The organism is Pedobacter sp. GR22-6 (assembly GCF_037402555.1).
In the GTDB taxonomy this organism is placed as follows: domain Bacteria; phylum Bacteroidota; class Bacteroidia; order Sphingobacteriales; family Sphingobacteriaceae; genus Pedobacter.
In genome coordinates, this window is the sequence record NZ_JBBEUC010000001.1 from 1,540,390 (window position 1) to 1,557,607 (window position 17,218).

Annotated in this window: 11 protein-coding genes; 7 read left to right on the top strand and 4 right to left on the bottom strand. The window is 45.7% G+C overall.

Annotated elements, in window-relative coordinates; translation table 11 throughout:
* Window positions 1-11 precede the first annotated feature (11 nt).
* Window positions 12-878, top strand: a complete 867-nt coding sequence (locus WAE59_RS07270) for a nucleoside phosphorylase (protein ID WP_337855276.1) — start codon at window positions 12-14, stop codon at window positions 876-878.
* Window positions 879-932: 54 nt separating this feature from the next.
* Complete coding sequence (locus WAE59_RS07275; protein ID WP_337855277.1) at window positions 933-1,253, top strand: hypothetical protein; 321 nt, start codon at window positions 933-935, stop codon at window positions 1,251-1,253.
* A gap of 86 nt (window positions 1,254-1,339) precedes the next feature.
* Here WAE59_RS07275 and WAE59_RS07280 read toward each other — a convergent pair whose 3' ends face one another.
* Window positions 1,340-3,622, bottom strand: coding sequence for a GH92 family glycosyl hydrolase (locus WAE59_RS07280; RefSeq protein ID WP_337855278.1), 2,283 nt, complete (start codon window positions 3,620-3,622; stop codon window positions 1,340-1,342).
* A 238-nt stretch (window positions 3,623-3,860) separates the two neighbouring features.
* Between WAE59_RS07280 and mnmA the strand changes: the two genes are divergently transcribed.
* Window positions 3,861-4,952 carry a tRNA 2-thiouridine(34) synthase MnmA gene (mnmA, locus tag WAE59_RS07285; RefSeq protein ID WP_337855279.1) on the top strand — a complete coding sequence of 364 codons (1,092 nt, stop codon included), beginning with the start codon at window positions 3,861-3,863 and terminating at the stop codon, window positions 4,950-4,952.
* Between the two features lie 21 nt (window positions 4,953-4,973).
* Here mnmA and WAE59_RS07290 read toward each other — a convergent pair whose 3' ends face one another.
* The 3 genes from WAE59_RS07290 to WAE59_RS07300 are packed head-to-tail and all read right to left on the bottom strand — an operon-like array spanning window position 4,974 to window position 7,205.
* Window positions 4,974-5,924 carry a bifunctional metallophosphatase/5'-nucleotidase gene (locus tag WAE59_RS07290; protein ID WP_337855280.1) on the bottom strand — a complete coding sequence of 317 codons (951 nt, stop codon included), beginning with the start codon at window positions 5,922-5,924 and terminating at the stop codon, window positions 4,974-4,976.
* A gap of 4 nt (window positions 5,925-5,928) precedes the next feature.
* Window positions 5,929-6,693, bottom strand: a complete 765-nt coding sequence (locus tag WAE59_RS07295; RefSeq protein WP_337855281.1) for a 5'-nucleotidase — start codon at window positions 6,691-6,693, stop codon at window positions 5,929-5,931.
* Window positions 6,693-7,205, bottom strand: coding sequence for a glutathione peroxidase (locus WAE59_RS07300; protein WP_337855282.1), 513 nt, complete (start codon window positions 7,203-7,205; stop codon window positions 6,693-6,695). The genes WAE59_RS07295 and WAE59_RS07300 overlap by 1 nt, the downstream gene beginning before the upstream one ends.
* Before the next feature lie 296 nt (window positions 7,206-7,501).
* Between WAE59_RS07300 and WAE59_RS07305 the strand changes: the two genes are divergently transcribed.
* The 4 genes from WAE59_RS07305 (at window position 7,502) to WAE59_RS07320 (ending at window position 17,188) form a co-directional block, all read left to right on the top strand.
* Window positions 7,502-8,188, top strand: a complete 687-nt coding sequence (locus WAE59_RS07305; RefSeq protein ID WP_337855283.1) for a DUF6266 family protein — start codon at window positions 7,502-7,504, stop codon at window positions 8,186-8,188.
* A gap of 161 nt (window positions 8,189-8,349) precedes the next feature.
* Window positions 8,350-10,950, top strand: coding sequence for a type I DNA topoisomerase (gene topA / locus WAE59_RS07310; RefSeq protein WP_337855284.1), 2,601 nt, complete (start codon window positions 8,350-8,352; stop codon window positions 10,948-10,950).
* Between the two features lie 118 nt (window positions 10,951-11,068).
* Complete coding sequence (locus WAE59_RS07315) at window positions 11,069-11,473, top strand: hypothetical protein (protein WP_337855285.1); 405 nt, start codon at window positions 11,069-11,071, stop codon at window positions 11,471-11,473.
* 114 nt (window positions 11,474-11,587) lie between these two features.
* Window positions 11,588-17,188, top strand: a complete 5,601-nt coding sequence (locus WAE59_RS07320) for an alpha-2-macroglobulin family protein (RefSeq protein ID WP_337855286.1) — start codon at window positions 11,588-11,590, stop codon at window positions 17,186-17,188.
* Window positions 17,189-17,218: the final 30 nt, after the last annotated feature.

Genomic DNA, 17,218 nt, shown 5'->3' on the forward strand with positions numbered 1-17,218 from the left:
TAAATTGAGGTATGGAACATCAGATCTCAGCCGCAGACCTCATCATCAATCCGGATGGTAGCATTTATCACCTCAACATCAGACCAGAGGACCTGGCACCCCTCGTTATTACCGTGGGCGATCCCGACCGGGTCTCCGTGATTTCTAAGCACTTCGACCGGATTGAACTGAAAAAAGGAAAACGGGAATTCCTCACACATACCGGCTATGTGGGCAAACAACGCATCAGCTGTATTTCAACAGGCATTGGTACCGATAATATCGATATCGTGTTTAATGAGTTGGATGCGCTTGTCAATGTTGATTTCAATTCACGGCAGGTGAAAAAGGAATTGACGTCATTGGAACTGATCAGAATCGGTACTTCCGGTGCCATCCAGCCCGATCTGCCAATGGGTACCATTCTGGCTTCCACTGTAGGTATAGGTATGGATGCACTGATGCTCTATTACGAGCAGAAGGCCTCAGACGAAGAAGGGAATATGCTGGAGCACTTCAGAGTTCACTGCGGACAGCTCAAAGGCGTCAGTCCTTATCTTACTTCGGCAGATCCAGGCTTGCTGGACCGATTTGCGAAGGGAATGGAAAAAGGTATCACGTTGACAGCCCCCGGATTCTACGCCCCACAAGGGCGACAGGTCCGTGCAAAGAATACCGTTCCTGATTTCATTTACTTACTCAATAGCTTCCGTTATCGGGATCAGCGGATCACCAACCTGGAGATGGAAACAGCCGGCATCTATGCGCTTGCCAGGGCATTGGGACATAAGGCTTTATCTATCAATGCTATTCTCGCGAGCCGCGTTGGTTTCCAGTTTAGTCCGGAACCGGAAAAAGTCGTAAATCAGGCCATCAGGCAGGTTTTTGAGCAATTGTGAAAACAAAAACTTGCTTTGTCCTGTTCAATAATTAGAATTTTAAACGAAGCGACTATGTTTACAAAGATAAAAGACAAAGCGACTATAGGCATTGCCAGCTCATTGCTGAGCGGGTATAAAGCGGAGGATTTAAGCGCCGGAAAAAGGATCATCTCTATCATAGCTGGAGCATACATCTTACAAAAAGGGCTGAGAATTCTAAAAAAGAGACCACTCATTGCCTTTGAAGAGATCGCTTTAGGAAGTATTCTCCTCTATAACGCAGCCAGCGGACTCAATAAAAAGATCATCAGAACCCCGGTAGAACCTTCAGATATGCGCAAAAATCAAATTCAGGGAAATGATCCCCGTTCAGATGTGCCTGCTTTCGTTTAGCCGGTTCCTATAGAATTGGGGCATTAAAATAAAAAAGTCAGGTAAGTGAACCTTACCTGACTTTTTTTATACCTTATTTTTAAGGTCTATTTTTTGGCTTTGGCCGACATGTAGAAGCTCAGTTTACCACCATTGGTGATGTCTGAATGTTTGATCTTCCAGTCTGTCAATGGTTTGCCATTCAACAAGACTTTAGTGACGTACACATTTTTGTCACTCTGGTTCAGCGCTTCTACGGTAAAGGTTTTGCCATTTTCCAATGCAAGTACGGCATTCTTTACCGCAGGACTACCCAGTGAATATTCGTCTGAACCAGGTGCTACCGGATAAAAACCAAGTGAGGAGAACATGTACCAGGCGCTCATCTGTCCGCAGTCATCATTGCCGCCCAATCCATCCGGTGTCGATTTGTATTGCATTTTCAGGATCATACGGATCTTTTCCTGCGTTTTCCAGGGCTGACCGACCCAGTTGTACAAATAGGCCACATGGTGTGCAGGCTCATTTCCGTGCACATACCCACCGATGATCCCCTCACGGGTGATGTCTTCTGTTTCGGCAAAGAATTCATCAGGCAGGTGCATAGAGAACAGGGAATCCAACCTCGAAGTAACTTTTTTAGCGCCGCCCATGGCTGCGATCATGGCCTTAGGATCCTGCGGAACGAAGAAACTGTAGTTCCAGGTATTTCCTTCAATAAAGCCTTGCCCATGTGTGCTCAATGCATCAAATTCCTTCTTGAAAGAACCGTCAGCCATTTTGGGTCTCATGAAGCCGATTGAAGGATCAAAGACATTTTTCCAGCTGGCCGCGCGTTTCATGAAAGTATCGTATACATCATTACGACCTAGTTTTTTGGCCATTTGTGAGATACACCAGTCGTCATATGCATATTCCAGTGTATTGGATACGGAGGTTCCGCTACGTTCAGCAGGGATATAACCCATATCAATATAATCGCCAATGCCTTCATAATTTCTGTGATTGGCCGTCACGATACAGGCGTCCAGAGCTTTTTGGGCATCGCCGTCATATACTCCTTTGATGATTGCATCCGCTAAAACAGAAACACTGTGGTAGCCGCTCATGCACCAGTTTTCATTGGCATAGTGCGACCAGATCGGCAGCATTTTCAAACTATTCTGTTCGTAATGTGCCATCATCGATTTTACAATATCATTGTTGCGCTTCGGTTGGATGATGTTGAAGAAAGGGTGTAATGCCCTGTAGGTATCCCATAAAGAGAAAGTGGTGTAATTGGTAAAGCCATCTGCTTTATGGATGCCCTGATCCAATCCTTTATATTCGCCATTCACATCGCTATAATTGGTCGGATTGATGAATGAATGATACAAAGCGGTGTAAAAATTGATTTTATCATCTTCCGAAGCTTCCACTTTAATCTTGTTCAGCTCCTTGTTCCAGTCGGCTTGTGCCTGACTCTTAAATTTATTGAAATCCCAGCCCTGTGCTTCTGCACGCATATTTTCAAGGGCATTGTCCTGGCTCACCGGAGAAATGGCAAACTTCACCTGGATTTTTTCCTGCGCTTCTGTAGCGAAGTCGAAATACATCCTGATGCGCTTGCCGGCAATTTCAGGGTGATTCTTCGTTTGGTCAAATTTTCTCCAGAAACCGCGGTACACCTGTGTTTTCTCAAAGTTCTTTTGTCCGTACTCGCGGAAAGGTTTAGAGAACGACATGGCGAAATACACCGTACGGGTACGCGCCCAGCCATTCGTCTGTCTGTAACCGGTAATGAGGGTATCATTCACCACCCTTACATAGGTCCACACAGTCTTGTCATCGTAATTGTAGATGCCCGACATCAGGTCCAGGATGATGTGCGACTGATCAGATTTAGGGAAGGTGTATTGGTGGATCCCTACCCTGTTGGTGGCGGTCATTTCAGCGGTGATGTTGTCATCATCCAGTTTTACCTTGTAATAACCGGCCTCTGAAACTTCATTGGCATGGGAGAATGCAGAACGGAAACCTGATTTCGGATCGCTGGCTGTACCTGGGTTCAATTGCAGTTTTCCCTGTGTTGGCATAATCAGGAAATCGCCCAGGTCAGAGTGGCCTGTGCCGCTGAAATGCGTATGACTGAAACCTACGATGGTCTTATCCTCGTATTTGTAGCCTGCGCAATACTTATAGATATCGCCATTGTACTTTCCGTTGAGCTCGTAGGATAAGGTATCAGTATCCGGACTGAGTTGTACAGCCCCAAAAGGTACCGTTGCCCCGGGATAAGTATGTCCCATTTTTTGTGTGCCGATGATCGGCCTCACATACTTCACCAGATTTTGCTGTGCCGATGCCATGGCCGGCGACAACAGTAAACAGTACAATAATGCTTTCTTCATGTTTAGTTTAATGATATTTTTTACGCTTTGCTAATCTATCGACTAATGTATTAAAAAAATAATAAAAAACACTGTTTTTAGCTTTGCTAATACGTTTGACTTCATCAGTGCAAATCCATGCGCCGTCGAATTTATTACCCGTCCCTGACTCCGGGTTTCAGATAAACCCAAAAAATCCCGTACTTTTGCAGCTTATATCTTAATCACCGGGCCTTGAACCCGTGGCAGTATTAAAAAAATGAGTAAAAAAGGAAGAATATTGGTCGCCATGAGTGGCGGCGTCGACAGTTCAGTTGCAGCGGTCATGCTCCACGAACAAGGTTATGAAGTCATTGGCCTCACCATGAAAACATGGGATTATGCCACCTCCGGCAGCAGCAGTAAAGAAACCGGTTGCTGCAGCCTCGACAGCATCAATGATGCGCGTACACTGGCAGTAAATTATGGATTTCCACATTATATCCTCGATATCAGGGATGAATTTGGCGATTTTGTCATCGATAACTTCGTAGATGAATACCTCGCAGGGCGTACACCAAATCCTTGTGTGCTTTGTAATACGCACATCAAATGGGAAGCCTTATTGAAACGGGCAAACAAACTGGACTGCGAGTTCATCGCTACAGGTCACTATGCCAATATCCGCCAGCAGGACAGCGGCCGCTACGTGATCTCTAAAGGTAAAGACGAAAATAAAGACCAATCTTATGTGCTTTGGGGCGTATCACAGGAAAACCTTTCCCGTACGCAATTTCCTTTGGGCTCTTTTGCCAAATCGGAGATCCGTCAAATGGCATTGGACATGGGACAGGAAGAACTGGCAAAGAAAAGCGAAAGCTATGAGATCTGCTTTGTGCCTGATAATGATTACCGGTCATTTCTGAGACATAAAGTAGAGGATCTGGAAGAGCGTGTCGCGGGCGGCAATTTTATATTGAGCAATGGCATGGTGGTGGGTCAGCATAAGGGCTATCCTTTCTATACCATCGGTCAGCGTAAGGGACTGGGTATCGCTTTTGGTGAACCGATGTTCGTGATCCAGATCCTGCCGGAGAGCAATACAGTAGTATTGGGACGTGCAGATGAACTGGAACGTAAAGAAGCTATGGTGAGGAATGTGAATATGGTGAAGTATGAGAACATCCTGGAACCTATGGATAATGTCATTACCAAAATCCGTTACAAGGATGCTGGTATGCTGAGCACTATTGTACAGGAGAAAGACCGGATGCGTGTGGTATTCGATCATAACGTATCGGCCATAGCACCTGGACAGTCTGCCGTGTTCTATGAAGGAAACGACTTGCTGGGCGGTGGTTTCCTGTGCTAAAAAATCAATGAAGCTTTAAAGCTATCCCAATTCGTTAGTGATCACATAAGGCAGGCCTGTTTTTACACGTCTGCCTTTATATTTTTCAAAGTAGTAGTCTACCCTGCCCAGGTTGATACCGGCAAAACCTACCTGATTGATGGTTGTGATTCCCCCGCTTAAATTCTGTACATCCTCCGGTTGGTCCATAAAGGTATGTGTATGTCCACCGATGATCAGATCGATGTTACTTGTGTTTTTCGCCAAAATCTGATCACAAACCTTATCGTTCTCATATTTATAACCCAGGTGGGAAAGGCAGATCACCAGGTCGCAATTCAATTCATTCTTCAGCAGTGCCGCCGTCTCATTTGCTTTTTTCACTGGATCCAAATAGCGGGTGTCTCCGTAATTCGCATCAGCAACAAGGCCTTTAAGCTCCAGCCCGATTCCAAATACGCCTATTTTCAGTCCTGCTTTCTTAAAAATTTGGTAGGCTTTCGTCGCACCCTTCATCAGGGTATTCGAAAAGTCATAGTTGGCGCAAAGGATGGGAAATTTAGCATGAGGCAGTTGCTTATGAAAGCCCTCCAGGCCATTGTCAAAATCATGATTGCCCATGGTAGCCGCATCGTAGCCCATCATGCTCATCAGCTTAATTTCGAGTTCACCGCCAAACTTATTAAAGTAAGGTGTACCCTGAAAAATATCTCCCGTATCCAGGAGTAATACATTTTGTTCCTCAGACCTGATCTTAGCTAATAAGGCGGCTCTTCTGGCAGTTCCGCCCAGTCCGGCATATTTAGATCCGTCCAAGGGAAAAGGTTCTATCCTGCTGTGCACATCGTTGGTATGCAATATGGTCAGCTTCACCAGGTCCCCTCCTGCTATCGCGGCGCTGGCATCAAAACCCAAACCACCGGAAACACTAAAGCCCAATGCTGCTGCTGCACTGTTCCGGATGAAGTTTCTGCGGTTGATCAATTCTTTCATTACTTTATAATTTGATGATTCTGTTGTCCAACACCGGGTTCAGCAATTCTCCGGCAGCTTCTTTTTCTTTGACCTCTTTCATTAGGGCATCACGGACCTTAAGACCTATGGCTTTTCTGCTTGTTATGTCCTTAAACACAGGTACTTTGTCACCTCCCCCGCCAATGTAATCAGAAGTCATGATCCTGTAAGTCTTGTTGTCTTCAAAAGGCTTTCCCTTGTAAGTTGCACTGAGCAGTTTTTTGTCTTTGATCTGCATTTGAAAACCACTGATGGGCTGACCATTAGTAGAGGCAATAAAGTCGAGGAGTTGCTTCAGCTGAATTCCTGTGACATCATAGACCACTACTTCATTTTCAAATGGCATCAGTTCAAAAATATTGGAAACCGTAATGTTGCCTTTGGGAAGGTCTACCCTAAGTCCACCCTTTGTAGAAGGAATCGCAAAATCTATATTTGGATCTAATTTTAATGCCTGGTGCATCACCGCATCAGCAAAGAAATTGCTGAGTAGGCTTTCCGGAAGCGTATCGCTGCTTTTCTTAGACATCAACACAGCAGAGTGCGCAATTACCTGCCTCATCTCTGCTTCCATCTGCGCTTTATAAGGCAGGTAGGTCTTTATAATGACACTGTCGGCCGCCAGTTGACTATCTATTGGATAGTCGGCACGATTGCTCCTGCTAAGCCGGTATCCTGTACTGCAGGAAAACAGTAATGCTGCAAACAGCAGCGGCAGACAGTGTCTGAGTATTGTTTTTTTGGTCATTAAAGATTTTTAACGATGCTCTCGTCTGTTGGTTTTATTTTAGAACGGAAACGGTGTACCAACTCACCTTTTTCATTGATCAGGAATTTTTCGAAATTCCAGTTGATGTCACCTTTGAAATCAGGGTTCTCTGCGGCAGTCAGGTATTTGAACAAGGGATTGATGTCTGCACCCTTCACGCTTACTTTCTCGCTCAGCAGGAAAGTCACGCCGAAGTTCTTTTTGCAGAAATCCTGGATCTCAGAATTGGTAGCCAATTCCTGTCCGCCAAAATTTCCTGCGGGAAAACCGATCAGGACTAATTTTTTGCCATATTGCTTATGCAGTTTTTCCAGATCCTCATATTGGGGTGTGAAACCACATTTGGAAGCCGTATTTACAATCATGATCTTCTTTCCTTTGAATTTAGAAAGCTTGACTTCTTTTCCATCAATTGTTTTGAAGGAGAAATCGTATACGTTTTTCACAGGAGGTGTAAAAAATAAAGCGAGGAAAATTAATAATGTGTTCATAGTTATATGCTTTGATATATGCGAAGTTAAATATATCACATTAGCTATTTATAATCATTCCGTAAAATCTAATCAAATCGCTAATATAATTTCCAACAATGAGTGGTGGCTGTGTCCGTCTACGTTCCAGCACCGCTCCGTGTTTTCTCCGACTTTTTGATCAAAAAGCCGGAGAAAACACGCTTACAAAGGGCCGGTTAGAAATACTGGACCATCGCACAGAGTTGGCAATTGGACATTCTTATAGTAAATTTGTATAGGCTGCAATGGTGCAGCTTATTAAATCATATTATATTATGGCACGTTTAAAGAACGGAATTTCGGGCCCGATAGTGGGCAAATTGGGCAATCATGTTGGCTACATTCGCTTAGGGCAGCCATTGATCAGGATGAAGTCTATCCCCACCAAAAAGAAAAGAAGCTCTGCTCAAAAAGCTTCCACTAATGCCTTTAGCATCGTATCCAAGTTTGTGAGCCCCATCAGAGCGTTCACTGATGTAAGCTTCAAACCCTACGTAGCAGGCACTACGCAGATTCCAAGAAATGCAGGAATGTCCCTAAACCTACCTGCCGTATACGGCGAATATCCTGATCAGCATTTTGACTTTTCAAAAGCGATAGTAGCGGCGGGAGTGCTGCCGGCAGCACTGAATCCAGTCGCGGAGTTGTCTGTGTACGATCAGCAAAACAGAACAGTCAAACTCAAGTTCAGCTGGGAGTCAGATCCAAATTGCTATGGAGAGCGGCAGCGTGATCAGGTGATGATGCTGGCTTTCTTTCCGGAGACCGGAAAAAGCAGCTATTGCACAAGCGGCGCACGCCGGGTCGATCGATCAGATGTGTTAGGACTTGATGTCCACCTGAAGAATGATGGTACAGGCTTCGATGAAAGTTATGTGGAAACTTACATCGCTTTTGTTTCCGATGACAGAATGGAGGTTTCCAATAGCACCTACTGTGGCAGGATTAATTTAACCGCTTAATAATTATAGGGTTTCTTAGTCGGGCAGCTGGTCTCCAGGCTAAGAAACCCTTAACTATTGGAGAATAAAATTGATTAATTCGGAATATTTTTATGACAAATTTTAGTTCTGATTTTGATATTAGCCGTATTTATAGCTTTATTTGCAGAAAAACCTCCTGAATGGCTAAGAATTTATTAATAGTTGAGTCACCTGCAAAAGCTAAAACCATAGAAGGGTATTTAGGTAAAGATTTCCTCGTTAAATCAAGCTACGGGCATATCCGTGATCTGGTTAAGGGGGATATGGGCATTGACATCGACAACAATTTTGCTCAAACCTACGAAGTACCCGCTGATAAGAAACAAGTCGTTGCAGAACTTAAAAAATTAGCCAAGGATGCCGAAATGGTCTGGCTCGCATCCGATGAGGACCGCGAGGGAGAAGCCATTTCCTGGCACTTATACGAGACTTTGGGGCTTAAAGAAGCCAAAACCAAGAGGATCGTTTTTCATGAGATCACTAAACCTGCGATTTTAAAAGCAATAGAAACACCAAGGACAATCGATTACAACCTTGTGCATGCACAACAGGCACGCCGGGTGCTGGACCGTCTGGTAGGTTTCGAATTGTCGCCAGTGCTGTGGAAAAAGATCAAACCTTCGTTGTCCGCAGGTCGTGTACAGTCTGTGGCGGTACGCCTGATCGTAGACCGTGAGCGCGAAGTAAATAAATTCAATGCCGCTGCGGCATACAAGATCACTGCACAGTTCCTCACTGGAAATGCACGTGAAATTGTGAAAGCAGAACTGCCACAACGTTTTGAAAAAGAAGCGGATGCGGAAGCTTTCCTCAATGATTGCATTAATGCAGGATTTGCAGTTGACAGTTTGGAGACCAAACCCGCTAAACGTAATCCGGCAGCACCCTTTACTACTTCTACCCTGCAGCAGGAGGCATCCCGTAAATTGGGTTACTCTGTATCCAGGACCATGCAGATTGCACAACGCCTGTATGAAAGCGGACGCATTACTTACATGAGGACCGATTCTGTGAATTTGTCTGAGACTGCCCTGCAAGCTGCTGCCGCAGAGATCAAGTCGGCATACGGGGATAAATACCATCACCTGAGGGTTTATAAAACCAAATCAGCTGGTGCGCAGGAAGCTCACGAGGCCATCCGTCCTACTTATTTCAACCAGCACACTGTGCCAGGTGATAGTTCTGAGCAGCGTCTGTATGAGCTGATCTGGAAACGTGCAATCGCCTCGCAGATGAGCGAAGCCTTATTTGAGAAAACTACTGCTCAGATTGGCATCAGCACGCGCAAAGAAATCCTGATTGCTGAAGGTGAAGTATTGAAATTCGATGGCTTCCTGAAAGTTTACCTGGAATCTTCAGATGAAGATGAGCAGGATGATTCGGAAAACTCGAGTTTACTGCCTCCCTTGACACGCGGGCAGGAATTGACTTTAAAAGAAATGAACGCAACGGAGCGTTTCTCAAGACCTCCGGCGAGATATACAGAGGCCGCTCTGGTGAAGAAACTGGAAGAGCTGGGCATAGGGCGACCATCCACGTATGCACCTACCATTTCCACGATCCAAAATCGTGGTTATGTGGTGAAAGAAGACCGTGACGGCCGTCAGCGTGCTTTTGGTTCTATTGTGCTGAGCGCTGGCAAAGTGGTCAAACAACAAAAAACTGAAATTACCGGTGCTGAAAAAGGAAAACTGTTCCCCACAGACATTGGTGAAGTCGTAAATGACTTTCTGGTAGAGCATTTTAAAGGTATTGTTGATTTTAACTTTACGGCAAATGTTGAGAAGGAATTTGATGAGATCGCACAGGGCTTACAGGAATGGACAAAAATGCTCCACTCCTTTTATACGCCTTTCCATGTTGAGGTAGAAACTACGCTGGAGAATGCCGACCGTGCTAATGGCGAGCGTCTGTTGGGTATAGATCCTGTATCCGGAAAGAATGTATATACTAAGGTTGGCAGATTTGGACCCCTGGTTCAGATCGGTGAACTGAGCGATGATGAAGGTGCTGAAAAGCCACGTTATGCAAGCCTGGCGAAAAGCCAGTCGGTTGCCACCATCACATTGGAACAGGCTTTGGAACAATTTAAATTGCCTTTTTCATTGGAAGACTATGAAGGTAAAGAAGTCTCTGTAGGTGTAGGCCGTTTTGGGCCTTACGTAAAATGGGGAGATGCGTACATTTCAGTTCCAAAGAACGAAGATCCGCTTTCGATTGATCAGGCCCGTGCGGTTGAGATCATCGGAGAGAAAATTACCGCAGATGCACCGGTGGCGCATTACCAGTCGCTGCCAGTGACTAAAGGCACCGGGCGTTTTGGGCCTTTCATCAAATGGAATGACCTGTTTATCAACGTACCTAAGGCCTATAATTTCGACAGGCTCTCCCAGACAGATATTGAGGAACTGATCGCTAAAAAGATAGAAAAAGAAGCCAACCGATTCATCCAGCAATGGGATGCCGATAAAATAGCTATTGAAAACGGCAGATGGGGACCTTTCATCCGTTTTGGTAAAGAAATGCTGAAACTTCGGAAAAACCCGGCCACCAACGATAAATATACACCAGAAGAACTGGCGGTGATTTCTTTGGACGAAGTGAAGAAGCTAATCGTAGAGCAAGTTCCGAATGCATTTGAGCCGAAGAAAAAAGCGGCAGCAAAGAAAACCGGTACTGCAGCAAGGAAGACGACCACTGTAAAGAAAGCACCAGCGAAAAAGACAGCGGCTAAGAAGTAGCAATTTTTTTTAGCCGTTAAGATGTAGCACACTGCCGTTATTGCGAGGTACGATTAACCTTGGTTCATGATGAAGTTGCTTCCGGACTCGCAATGGCCATAAAAAATATGATAGTATTATGAAAAAAGACCTTCCAGAAAATATAGTTGAAGATGTGGCGATGGCAGTCGTATTGATCGGAGAGACGCCGGAAGTAAAAAACTGGACGGTCTACTTAGTCAATTTAAAAGATCGTGCGCTTTCTAACGTGCTGATCAGTTCTAAAGGTTACGGTGAAAAAGATGGGAAGATGGTGAAAACCTCTGTGCTGAGGCATTTTTTAGGGGACCTGGATGCCCGGTCTTTCAAGGGTGTAGAGGCCATTGATACTGAGGTTTTCGGTCTCACTAACGAGTATTGGCTGAGCTATTATATCGATGGGGTTATTTTCGATAAGAAGTTTATTTTTCTTCCGGAAAGTATCGTGGACGAGAACCTCATCCACATTCCTCTGGTAGATAAACCCGGTGTAATGATCAGATAATCATTTTACGCACTGATATACAGTTATTCATACAGCGGATAATTAATTTGCTTTTATTAACCGTCAATTTTTATTACTTTTCCTACGCACCTATAATATGAAAAACGTTAGCGTATGGAATCCCCAACATCTCCCTCTCCGACCGGGTCTTTTTTCTCCCGGAATCGAAAAGCCCTGTCTATTGCTGCCATTGTTGTACTGCTGTTTGGCATTGCAGCCTGGTTCTTTTTAAAGAAGAAAAGGCCTGCAGACTACAACCAAAAGTATGCGCAATACATTGAGGCCTATACCTCAGGAACGATCTCCAAGAAAAGTTTTATCCGCTTGCACCTGGCCAGTGAAGTGAAGACCATGAACGATGTCGGCGTAGCCGACTCCCGTGATCTGTTCAGCTTCTCTCCTTCCGTAAAGGGCAAGACCTATTGGATTGATGCCCAAACTGTAGAGTTTAGGCCGGATGAACCACTGGAACCCGGTGAAGACTATGAGGCTACCTTCGAACTTGGTAAGTTAACCGAAGTGGAGCAAGGTCTGGAAGATTTTGAATTTGATTTCCGGGTCATCAAACCTGGAATGAGCCTGAGCCATCAGGGGCTGGTTTCCCAGAACAATACGGCCATGGAATACATGAAGTTGAAGGGTGAGGTCAATACTTCAGATGAGGAAGATCCTAAAGCCATAGAAAAAGCATTGGAACTTGATTTTAAACAGCCATTGAAGATCAAATGGCAGCATCAACCCGAAAAAAACACCTATACATTTACCATCGACAGCATCAAAAAGTCGGCGGGCGAGCAAGTGCTCAAATTGAACTGGTCTGGAGATGCTATAGATGCGGATGGAAAGGGGACGGTTGAGCTTGCTGTTCCTGCATCAGGTGTCTTTAAGGTGTTGGATATGAGGGCTATTCAGGAACAGGAAGATTATGCCCTGGTTCAATTTTCGGAACCTGTGGGGGTAGCGCAGGACCTTTCCGGCCTGATTTCAATGGCCGGACAGTCGGATCTCAGGTTTACCATAGATGGCAGTCAGGTTAAGGTTTACACCACCTTGGCTTTGGAAGGAAATTATACCTTAAGTGTCAATGAAGGCATAGAAAACACAGCTGGCAAGCGATTGAGTGCAGGAAAATCGGCCAACATCGTATTCGAAAATAAGCTGCCTTCGGCAGTAATCGCGGGAACCGGTACAATTTTACCAAATTCAGGCAGATTGGTATTGCCTTTTGAGGCGGTGAACCTAAAGGCTGTGGATGTGACCATTATCAAAATCTATGAAAACAACATTCCCCAGTTTTTCCAGACCAATGGTTATCGTGATGGTGGCGAGTTGAGGCGTGTCGGGAAACCTGTGGTGCAGAAAGTGATCCGACTGGATGAAGACAAAGCCCTGGACCTGCACAAGAAAAACCGTTTCACACTGGACCTGGACAAGCTGATCAAAACAGAACCTGGAGCAATGTACCGCATCACTATAGGATTCAGAAGAGAATATAATGTATTCAAATGTGCAGACAATCCTGTAGAGACGGAAAGTGCTCAGGGTGATGATGAAGAATACTATGGTTACGGAGAGAAAATAGACGAAGATGATGATTTCTGGGAACGCTACAACAGTTATTATCCAAGGAATTACCGTTGGGAAGACCGTGATAATCCATGTACGCCTTCCTATTATACGAATGATAAATGGGCAAGCAGGAACGTAATGGCCTCTAATATCGGGCTGATTGCCAAGCGGGGCAATGACAACAGCATGTTGATCATTGCAACGGATCTACTGACTGCCAAACCGATGAGTGGCGTAGAACTGGAATTGCTGGATTACCAGAGGCAATTGATCCATAAAGTAAAAACCGATGGTGATGGTATGGCGAGTTTCGATCTGAAGCGTAAGCCGTTTTTGCTTGTGGCCAAAAATGGAACGGAGCGCGGTTACCTGAAAATGGATGACGGCAGTTCCCTCCCACTCAGCCGTTTTGACGTGGGTGGTGATGTAGTCCAAAATGGCTTGAAAGGCTTCATCTACGGAGAGCGCGGCGTATGGCGTCCGGGTGATTCCGTATATGTTTCTTTTATCCTGGAAGATAAATTGAAAAAACTGCCTGGCGGTTACCCGGTAACTTTTGAACTCTACAATCCACAGGGTCAATTGTACAAACGCATCATCAACGGAAAACCCCTGAATGGTTTTTACGCCTTTAAAACGGCGACTGAAAGCACCTCACCTACCGGCAACTGGATGGCTAAGGTAAAAGCGGGTGGGGCAAGCTTCACGAAGACCATCAAAATAGAAACGGTAATGCCCAACCGCTTGAAAATCAACTTTGATATCGGCAATGCGGGATATCTGGGCAGCGGTGGCGCATCTTATGCAACCTTATCGGCCAACTGGCTCTTCGGTGCCGTAGGAAAACACCTAAAGGCAAAAGTGGATGTGAACCTAAATACGATGAAGACCAGTTTCAAAGGTTTTGATTCGTATACTTTTGACAATCCAACAGTAAATTTCCAGTCGCAGGTAAAAACTGTCTTCGAGGGTACGCTGGATGAGAATGGTTCGGCGCGTGTAAATACCAGCCTGGCAGAGAACAACACTGCTCCCGGTATGTTGAAGGCCAATTTTACAACAAAGGTGTTTGAAGCCGGTGGTAATTTCAGCATCGACAATTTCAGCATCCCTTACCATGTGTACAACAATTATTACGGAATCAAAACACCTGAGGGCGACAAAATGAGTGGCATGCTGGTGACGGGCAGGGATCATAAAATTGAGATTGTGAATGTAAACCGCAATGGTAAACTTGTTGGCGGTGGAAAGACCGTTGACGTGGAACTCTACAAGGTGCAGTGGCGTTGGTGGTGGGAACAGGATGACCAGAATTCCTTTGCCAATTTCACCCAGAACTCTTACAATAAACTCGTTAAGAAAGAAAATATTACCCTGCTGGACGGTAAAGGAAGCTGGAATTTAAGGATCGACGAACCCGAATGGGGACGTTACCTCATCCTGGTCCGTGATCTGAATGGCGGTCATGTTACCGGAAAATCAGTGTACATTGACTGGCCTGGATGGGCACAGCGTGAGCAAAGTGCGAATCCGACAGAAGCGGCTATGCTGTCCTTTACAGCCAATAAAACGAAATTCATTGTCGGTGAAGAAGTGGTGCTGACCATTCCTTCCGGCGAAGGCGGCAGGGCTTTTATCTCTATTGAGAACGGCAGTAAGGTCTTGAAGACCTTCTGGACGGATACCAAGGCCGGGCAGACACAGTTTAAGTTCAAAGCTGAGCAGAACATGGCCCCCAATGTTTTTGCCAATGTGACCTTATTACAGCCGCATGCACAAACGGTCAATGACCTTCCGATCAGGATGTATGGAGCCATTCCCTTGCTGATCGAAGATCCACAGACGATTTTGAAACCGGTAATCCGGATGGCCGACAAACTGAAACCGGAGACGGAAAGCAGCATTACGGTTTCGGAAGCCAATGGAAAGGCCATGACCTATACCATAGCCATTGTAGATGAAGGCCTGCTGGACCTCACCAGGTTCAAAACCCCTAATCCGCATGCGGTATTTTACGCCAGAGAGGGATTGGGTGTGAAAACCTGGGACTTGTTTGACTATGTACTGGGTGCGTGGGGCGGAAATCTGGAGCGAATCCTGAGCATTGGTGGCGACGGATCGCTGAACCGCAACCTGAACCCGGCCAAAGCGAACCGCTTTGTGCCTGTAGTTAAATACCTGGGACCTTTCGCATTGAGTAAAGGTGGCTCAGCTACGCATAAATTTAAATTGCCACAGTACATTGGCGCGGTGAGGGCAATGGTGGTTGCCGGTCAGGATGGAGCTTATGGCTTTGCGGAGAAATCTGTGCAGGTCAAAAAACCGCTCATGCTGCTCGCTACATTGCCGAGGGTCATTGGACCGGGTGAAAGTTTTACCCTGCCGGCTACGGTATTTGCAACGGAGGCTAACCTTAAAAATGTAAGCCTCAGTCTGCAGGCCCAAAATCTGCAGGTCAGCGGGCCGAAAACGGTTCAGTTGAAGTTTGCAAAACCTGGCGAACAATTGGCCTATTTTGAAATCAAGGCGCCGGAACTCACCGGTATTGCGAAAGTAAAACTGATTGCCCAGAGTGGATCGGAAAAAACCGAGTATGACGTGGAGATGGACATCAGAAATCCGAATCCTTACGTAACAAACGTAGTTTCTGCGGTAATCCAGCCTGGCAGCAATTGGTCCCTCAATTATGCGCCTGTAGGTATGGCAGGAACCAATTCCGGAACGGTAGAGCTATCTACGATCCCGCCGATCAATCTGAAAAAACGACTGAGTTACCTGATGCAATATCCGCATGGTTGCGTGGAACAAACCACCTCAGGCGTATTCCCGCAGTTGTTCCTGGGACAACTCAGTGCATTGAATGATCAGCAAAAAGCGAATACAGAAAAGAATATTAAAGCTGGAATTACACGTTTACGTGGTTTCCAAACTCCGGACGGAGGTCTGAGTTATTGGCCTGGGGAAGGCTCATCGGATGAATGGGGCAGTAATTATGCCGGCCATTTCCTGATAGAAGCGCAGAATCTCGGCTATACCCTACCCGTTGGCATGATGGATGAACTGAGCCGCTATTTGAAAAGCAAAGCCAGCAGTTGGTCGCCCAATAGCAATAACTTCTATGGAGGGGATTTGCTGCAGTCTTACCGTTTATATGTACTGGCACTGGCCAAGCGTCCGGATATTGCCGCGATGAACCGTTTGCGGGGCTTCGAATACTTGTCGGTAACGGCAAAATGGAGATTGGCTGCCGCTTACAAATTGGCCGGACAGGCTGATGCCGCCAGCAACCTCATCAAGGGCTTAGCCAAGGAAGTGAAGCCTTACAGCCAGTTAGGCGGAACTTATGGTTCTGATGTACGTGATGAAGCCATGATCCTGGAAACTTTGAACCTGCTTGGCCGGAAATCTGAGGCTGCTGCGTTGCTGCAACCTCTGGCCGCAAAACTGGGTCAGGATAACTGGTATAGTACACAAACTACGGCCTATAGTTTATTGGCCATTGCCAAATTCTGTGGTCAGAACAGCGCGGCGAACAAAATCCGGTACAACTATACGATAGATGGGAAAAAAGGAAATGTAAATACCAGTCAATACCTCGTTAGCACACCATTGAGCTTCAAAGGCGGGGTTTCCGTTAGCAATAGCGGTGACCGGGTCTTATTTGCAAGGCTGATCGTACAAGGCCAGCCCGCCGCTGGTCAGAACAACTTCCTGCCAACCGACCCTGCGGCAATGGAAATGAACGTAAGTTACAAATTGCTGAACGGGAAGTCTATTGATCCTGGTCTGCTGAAACAAGGTACAGATTTCTATGCTGAAGTGACGGTGAAGAACCCGGGCCGCATGGGCTATTACGAACAAATGGCGCTGACACAGATTTTCCCGTCTGGATGGGAAATCATCAATACACGGGTAAATGACAATGAAAGTATCATTGCATCTTCACCGTATACTTACAGAGACATTCGTGACGACCGGGTATTTACCTATTTCAACCTCAGGGAAAATGAAACGGTTGTGTATAAAGTGTTGCTGAACGCCTCGTATATCGGCAGGTATTACCTGTCGGCAGTGCAGTGTGAGGCCATGTATAACAATACGATCAGTGCCACTGAGAATGGAAAATGGGTCCAGGTGATTAAATAGTTATAGTCGGGGCCATACATTGATCAGTAA

Bases quoted from the DNA above. Each gene is read 5' to 3' on its own strand.
- WAE59_RS07270 (WP_337855276.1), top strand. From the start codon at position 12: ATGGAACATCAGATCTCAGCCGCAGACCTCATCATCAATCCGGATGGT.
- WAE59_RS07275 (WP_337855277.1), top strand. From the start codon at position 933: ATGTTTACAAAGATAAAAGACAAAGCGACTATAGGCATTGCCAGCTCA.
- WAE59_RS07280 (WP_337855278.1), bottom strand. From the start codon at position 3,622: ATGAAGAAAGCATTATTGTACTGTTTACTGTTGTCGCCGGCCATGGCA.
- mnmA (WP_337855279.1), top strand. From the start codon at position 3,861: ATGAGTAAAAAAGGAAGAATATTGGTCGCCATGAGTGGCGGCGTCGAC.
- WAE59_RS07290 (WP_337855280.1), bottom strand. From the start codon at position 5,924: ATGAAAGAATTGATCAACCGCAGAAACTTCATCCGGAACAGTGCAGCA.
- WAE59_RS07295 (WP_337855281.1), bottom strand. From the start codon at position 6,693: ATGACCAAAAAAACAATACTCAGACACTGTCTGCCGCTGCTGTTTGCA.
- WAE59_RS07300 (WP_337855282.1), bottom strand. From the start codon at position 7,205: ATGAACACATTATTAATTTTCCTCGCTTTATTTTTTACACCTCCTGTG.
- WAE59_RS07305 (WP_337855283.1), top strand. From the start codon at position 7,502: ATGGCACGTTTAAAGAACGGAATTTCGGGCCCGATAGTGGGCAAATTG.
- topA (WP_337855284.1), top strand. From the start codon at position 8,350: ATGGCTAAGAATTTATTAATAGTTGAGTCACCTGCAAAAGCTAAAACC.
- WAE59_RS07315 (WP_337855285.1), top strand. From the start codon at position 11,069: ATGAAAAAAGACCTTCCAGAAAATATAGTTGAAGATGTGGCGATGGCA.
- WAE59_RS07320 (WP_337855286.1), top strand. From the start codon at position 11,588: ATGGAATCCCCAACATCTCCCTCTCCGACCGGGTCTTTTTTCTCCCGG.